Here is a 6,191-nt window from a genome sequence, read left to right as displayed (position 1 = left end):
CTTCGGTGCTGACGGTCTGCATGTGTTGCTCCTGTCTTCCCCCGATACGGGGGAAATGTCGGCGATGGCGAAGCCGGCCGACAATGGGGGAAGTCAGACTGCACTTCCCCCATCGACCCGCGACGCTGCGCGTCTTGGGCCACTTCCCCCGCGCCGGGGGAAGACGCAAAGTGGCGCCAGCGCCATGGGAGCCCAACGATGAACCAGATCAGCCGCGTCGCCTCTTCAGGGTTCTCGCCCGAGCGGCTCGCCCGCATCGACCGGCTGCTCTCCGAGAAGTACGTGGGCCCAGGCCGCATGCCCTGCGCCCAGTTCCTGCTCGCCCGCAACGGCGAGACAGTGCACGAGACCGTGCTGGGGAACCGGGACGTGGAGCGCGGCGTGGCTCTGACCGCCGACACCGTCTTCCGCATCTATTCCATGACCAAGCCGGTGGCCTGCGTCGCCCTGATGACCCTGGTCGAGGAAGGCCTGATCGCCTTGGACGACCCAGTGGCCAAGCACATCCCGGCCTGGAAGGACCTCGGCGTGTTCTCGGCCGGGGTCGATCCCTTCATGACCACGCCGCCAGCCCGGCCGATGCAGGTGGTCGACCTGATGCGCCACACCTCCGGCCTGACCTACGGCTTCCAGAGCCGCACCAACGTCGACGCCGCCTACCGCAAGCTCAAGGTCGAGGAGATGCACGGCGGCCACGACCTGGAGAGCTTCATCGGCATGCTGGCGAAGCTGCCCCTGGAGTTCTCGCCGGGCGAGGCCTGGAACTATTCGGTCTCCACCGACGTGGTCGGCTACCTGGTGCAGAAGATTGCCGGCAAGCCGCTCAGCCAGGTGCTCCGCGAGCGGATCTTCGAGCCACTGAAGATGACCGACACCGGCTTCTTCGTCCGCGAGGACCAGAGGTCCCGCTTCGGCGCCTGCTACAACGCCACGCCCAAGGGCGGACTGAAGCTGCAGGACGATCCCGAGGTCAGCCCCTACCTGCAGCCGCCGGCCCTGGAATCCGGCGGCGGCGGGCTGGTGTCCACGGCCGCCGACTACATGCGGTTCGCCAACATGCTGGTGAACGGCGGCGAGCTCGACGGCGCGCGCATCCTGTCGCCCATGACTGTGCGTCTGATGGCCTCGAACCACCTGCCGGGCGGCAAGGACCTGACCGAGCTCTCCCGTTCGCTTTTCTCGGAGAGCACGAACGCCGGCGTCGGCTTCGGCCTGGGCTTCGCGGTGGTGTTCGATCCGCCGAAGACCCTGGTCCCCTGCAGCATGGGCGAATTCTACTGGGGCGGGGCTGCCTCGACCGCCTTCTGGGTGGACCCGGTGGAGAAGGTGACGGCAGTCTTCATGACCCAGCTCCTGCCGTCCTCGACCTATCCTATTCGGCGGGAGCTTCGGACTTTGGTCTATTCGGCTCTGACGCAGACGAACGCGTGATCTCGCGGAGCTCCTCGCCGGTGACCGCCTCGCTCTCGTCCATCATCGCCTGGCCAAGGCCGGTGTCGGGCGCGTCGGCGCTGGGCCTCACCGACAGCATCCGCGCCTTGCGCCACCCGCCCCAGCGATAGTAGGCGCCGGCCAGCAACAGGGTCGTGGCGCTGCCCGCCGGGAAGCTGATCCAGATCGCGTCGGCATGCAGGTGCGGCTCGAGGACGGTCGCCAGCGGCACGCGCACGCCCCACAGGGAAATGACCATCGCCAGCAGCGGCGGCCAGACCGCGCCGGTCGCCCGCACGATGCCGGAGAAGATGAACGCCATGCCGAACGGGATGAAGCCCCAGAGCACGATGGAATTGATGTGCACCGCAATCGGCAGCGACGGGCTGGTCCCCGGCAGGAAGGCCCGCAGCACCCAGGGATCGGCCAGGTAGATCACCAGGATCGGCAGGCCGGTGAACAGGATGGCGTAGAGCGCGCCGATGCGGCCCACCTGCTCCACCCGGTCCATCTTGCCCGCGCCGACGTTCTGGGCGGCCATGGAGGAGACCGCCGCGCCCAGCGCCATCGCCGGCATCTGCACATAGGTCCAGAGCTGCGCGGCCGCGCCATAGGCCGCCGAGGTATGCACCCCGTAGCGATTGACGAAGCTCATCATGGTCACCGCCGCCAGGCTGATGACGATCATCTGGAAGCCCATCGGCAGGCCCTTGGTGACCAGCGACCGGAGGATGCCGAAGTCGGGGATCAACAGCCGCCACTCGCGCGGCCGGATCACCAGGATCGAGTTCGACCGGTAGAGGTAGCCGATCATCACCGCGAGCGTGAAGGTCTGGGACACCAGGGTCGAAGTCGCCGACCCGGCGATGCCGAGCCTTGGGAACGGTCCGATCCCCATGATCAGCAGCGGGTTCAAGGTGACGTCGAGGACGACCGCCAGCAGCGAGAAATAGAAGGGCGTGCGCGAGTCGCCCGCCCCCCGCTGGGCCATCATCACGAACGAGAAGAAGTACATGAACGGCATGGCGGCGAAGATCACCCGCAGGTAGGCGATCGCGCCGGCGCGCGCGTCGGGCGGCGTGCCCATGGCGCTGAGGATGGCCGGGGTGAAGGCGAACCCGGCCGCGCCCACCGACAGGGACAGCAGGATGAAGAAGGCCGTCGAGGTGCCCACCACTTTCTTGGCGAGCGCCCGGTCACCCGCGCCGACCGCCTGGCCGACCATGATGTTGGCGGCCATGGAGACGCCGAACACCGCGCCCAGCATCAGGAACAGGATCTGGTTGGCGTTGGACGTGGCGGTAAGCGCCGCCTCGCCCAGCACGTGGCTGACCCAGACGGCGTTGGCCGAGCCGTTCAGCGACTGCAGGATGTTGGAGCCCAGCACCGGCAGGGAGAACAGGATCAGCGTCTTGCCGATCGGCCCGGTCGTGAGGTCCGGCCCGCCGCCGGGCGGTCCCCCTGGCGGGCCCGGTCTCCTGCCGGCGTCAGTACTGGCCGTCACGGCGTTTGTAGCTCCCCAAGGCGCGGTCTGCCGCGCCGCCGGCCCCGGGGATAGCCCCCAACCGCCGGGTACGCAAAGCGCGGGTTTCTCTCGTGCGTCGGAAAACCGCGCACGGGCCTTCCGGCTCAGGCCGCCGCCAGCGCGCTCCGCGGGCGACTGTAGAGCAGGTAGACCACCACGCCCACCGCGTTCCAGAACGCGAAGAAGATCATCGTCTTGGCCGAGAGGCTGGTGAACAGGTAGATGCAACCCGCGATCCCGGCCGGCCCCACCAGCCAGATCAGCGGCGTTCTGAACGGCCTGGGCAGGTCGGGCGCGGCGCGGCGCAGGACCATGACCGCCAGGGTGGTGGCGATGAAGGCCGCGAGCGTGCCGGCGTTGGCCAGCGAGGCGATCTCCGACAGTGGCATGACGCCGGCGATGACCGCAGCGATCAGGCCGGTGAGGATGGTCACCGCCCTGGGCACGCCGCGTGGGCTGACGGCCGTCAGCGCCCGCGGCAGCAGGCCGTCGCGGGCCATGGCGAAGAACACCCGACTCTGGCCGAACATGAACACCATGATCACCGTCGGCATGGCCACCACCGCGGCGCCCGCGATCAGCGAGGCGGCGATCGGCTGGTGCAGCTGGCGCAGCACGAAGGCCAGCGGCTCGGCGCTCTTGGAGAAGACGTTGAACGGCGAGGCGCCCAGGACCGCGGCGGCGACCACCATGTAGATCAGGGTGCAGAGCAGCATCGAGCCGATGATGCCGATGGTCAGGTCGCGGCGCGGGTCCTTGGTCTCTTCCGCTGCGGTGGAGATGGCGTCAAAGCCGTAGAAGGCGAAGAAGATGATCGCCGCGGCGCCCATCACCCCGTACTTTTTTCCGTCGATCTCGTGGGCTGCATAACCGAACGGCGCGAAGGGGTGGAAGTGGCTGGCGTCGAAGCTCGGCAGGGTCAGCGCCACGAAGGCCGCCAGCGCCACCAGCTTCACGCAGACCAGGATGAAGTTCACCGTCGCGCTCTCGCGGGTGCCGACCAGCAGCGTGCCAGTGACCGCGAGCGCGATGAACACCGCCGGCAGGTTGACCAGGCCGCCGGCCTCCGGTCCTGCCAGCAGCGCCTTGGGAACCGCCCAGTGCGCCTGCTCGATCAGGCCGGAGGCGTAGCCGGACCAGCCCACCGAGACGGCGCTGCAGACCAGGGTGTATTCGAGGATCAGGCTCCAGCCGATCACCCAGGCGACCAGCTCGCCCAGGGTGGCGTAGGAATAGCTGTAGGCGCTGCCCGCGTGCGGCATCAGCGTCGCCATCTCGGCGTAGCTGAGCGCCGCGCAGGCGCAGACCGCGCCGGCCACCGCGAACGACAGGATCACCGCCGGCCCGGCCAGCCCGGCGGCCACGCCGGTCAGGGTGTAGATGCCGGTGCCGATGATCGCCCCGACGCCCAGGGCCACCAGATGCGGCCAGCTGAGCGTCGCCTTCAGGCGAGCGCCGCCGTCGGTCCCGACCGGCGCCTGCACCGGCTTCCTGCGTGTGACGAAACTCATGCATCCCCCCGAAGCGAGGCGCCACCATGGCCCGCATCGCGCACGCTCGCCAAGGGGGCTGCGAGGGGCCTTGGCGCCAGCCGGAGGCTGGGCCAGCTTGGCCGCACGATTCCCGGAGCCGCCATGCGCCGCCTGCTGACTGCCTTGATCTTCACGCTCTTCGCCGCGCCGGCGCTCGCCGACGACACGGGGCTGAACAGGCTGGTCGCCGACTACGATGGCTATGCGCTCAGCCAGAATCCGATCGAGGCCGGGCATGAAGGGGATCGCAAGGCGCTCTCCCGCCTGCCCGACGTGTCGCCGGGGCAGGAGACCCTGCGCAAGAGCGCCTACGAGGAGTTCAGGGCTAGGCTGAATGCGATCGACCCGGCGGGCCTCTCCGAGGAGGCCAGGCTCAACCGCGCCTTCCTGGCCTGGACGCTCGATCGCCGCCTGCAGAGCCTCGCCTTCGACGAGGACCGGCTGCCGTTCAACAGCGACGGCGGCTTCGATCAGGACCTGAACTACCTGGCCGCCACCACCAACCTCGACACCGAGGATGACGCCCGCGCCTGGATTGCGAGGCTCACCGCCGCCCCCCGCTACTACGCCGACAATATCGAGAACGCCCGGCGCGGGATCGCCAGCCGCTTCACCCAGCCCAGGATGACCAACGAGGTGGTGCTGGCCCGCGCCAGAGCCGCGGCGGCCACGCTGCCCGAAGCCGACCCGCTGCTGAAGCCCTTCGCGGGCGCCAAGTTCGCGCCCGACCGGGTCGCGGCCTTGCGCGCCGAGGCGATCGCCGTGATCCGCGACAGGGTCCGCCCGGCGCAGCGCGATTTCGCGGCCTTCGTGGAGACGGAATACCTGCCGGCTAGCCGCAAGGCGCTGGGCGCACGCTCGCTGCCCGGCGGCGAGGCCTACTACCGCTGGCTGATCCACGACCACACGACCACCGACCTGACGCCGGACCAGATCCACGCCATCGGCCTTTCCGAGGTCGCGCGCATCCGTGCGGAAATGCAGGGCGTGATGGCCGAAACCGGGTTCAAGGGCGACCTGCCGGCCTTCATCGCCATGCTGCGCAAGGACTCGAGGTTCTACGCGACCTCGCGCCAGCAGTTGCTGGAAAAGGCCTCGGAGATCGCCAAGCGAATCGACGACAAGCTGCCGCGCTACTTCGCGACCCTGCCGCGGCTGACCTATGGCGTGCGCGCCGTGCCTGCCGAGATCGAGGAGACCTACACCACCGGCCGCTACTTCGAGGGCGCGCCCAAGCTGGGGATCGCCGGCGGCTACATGGTCAACACCTCGCACCTCGACCAGCGCGCGCTCTACGAGCTGCCGGCGCTGACGCTGCACGAGGCCGCGCCGGGCCACCACATCCAGATCGCGCTGGGCCAGGAGCTGCAGGGCGTTCCCGCCTTCCGCAGGAACGCCGACGCCACCGCCTTCACCGAGGGCTGGGGCCTCTATTCGGAGACGCTGGGCCTGGAGATGGGCATCTACCGCGATCCCTACGAGCGGTTCGGCAAGCTTTCCTACGAGGCCTGGCGCGCCTGCCGGCTGGTGGCCGACACCGGCGTGCACTGGCTGGGCTGGAGCCTCGACCAGGCGCGGGCCTGCTTCACGGAGAACACCGCGCTCAGCCCGCTGAACATCGAGGTCGAACTCGCGCGCTACGTCTCCTGGCCCGGCCAGGCGCTGGCCTACAAGGTCGGTGAGCTGAAGATTTTGGCGCTACG

4 protein-coding genes are annotated in these 6,191 nt (G+C 69.1%); 2 read left to right on the top strand and 2 right to left on the bottom strand.

The genetic code is table 11. From position 1 onward, the window contains the following. Positions 1 to 198: 198 nt before the first annotated feature. On the top strand, positions 199 to 1,431 hold the full coding sequence (locus JWP28_RS14880) for a serine hydrolase domain-containing protein (protein ID WP_299544070.1): 1,233 nt from the start codon (positions 199 to 201) through the stop codon (positions 1,429 to 1,431). Here the strand turns inward: JWP28_RS14880 and JWP28_RS14875 are convergent. Both JWP28_RS14875 and JWP28_RS14870 read right to left on the bottom strand, forming a co-directional pair. After that, positions 1,373 to 2,935: an MATE family efflux transporter gene (locus tag JWP28_RS14875; RefSeq protein ID WP_299544069.1), complete on the bottom strand. Its 1,563-nt coding sequence runs from the start codon at positions 2,933 to 2,935 to the stop codon at positions 1,373 to 1,375. The genes JWP28_RS14880 and JWP28_RS14875 overlap by 59 nt on opposite strands. Positions 2,936 to 3,060: 125 nt before the next feature. Beyond that, positions 3,061 to 4,467, bottom strand: a complete 1,407-nt coding sequence (locus JWP28_RS14870; protein ID WP_299544068.1) for an amino acid permease — start codon at positions 4,465 to 4,467, stop codon at positions 3,061 to 3,063. 123 nt (positions 4,468 to 4,590) lie between these two features. On the opposite strand from JWP28_RS14870, the gene JWP28_RS14865 reads away from it, so the two are divergent. Beyond that, the coding region (locus JWP28_RS14865; RefSeq protein WP_299544067.1) for a DUF885 family protein at positions 4,591 to 6,191 on the top strand (1,601 nt) is incomplete at its 3' end.

The organism is Phenylobacterium sp. (genome assembly GCF_028290885.1).
In the GTDB taxonomy this organism is placed as follows: domain Bacteria; phylum Pseudomonadota; class Alphaproteobacteria; order Caulobacterales; family Caulobacteraceae; genus Phenylobacterium.
This window is presented reverse-complemented; position numbering and strand designations above follow the sequence as displayed.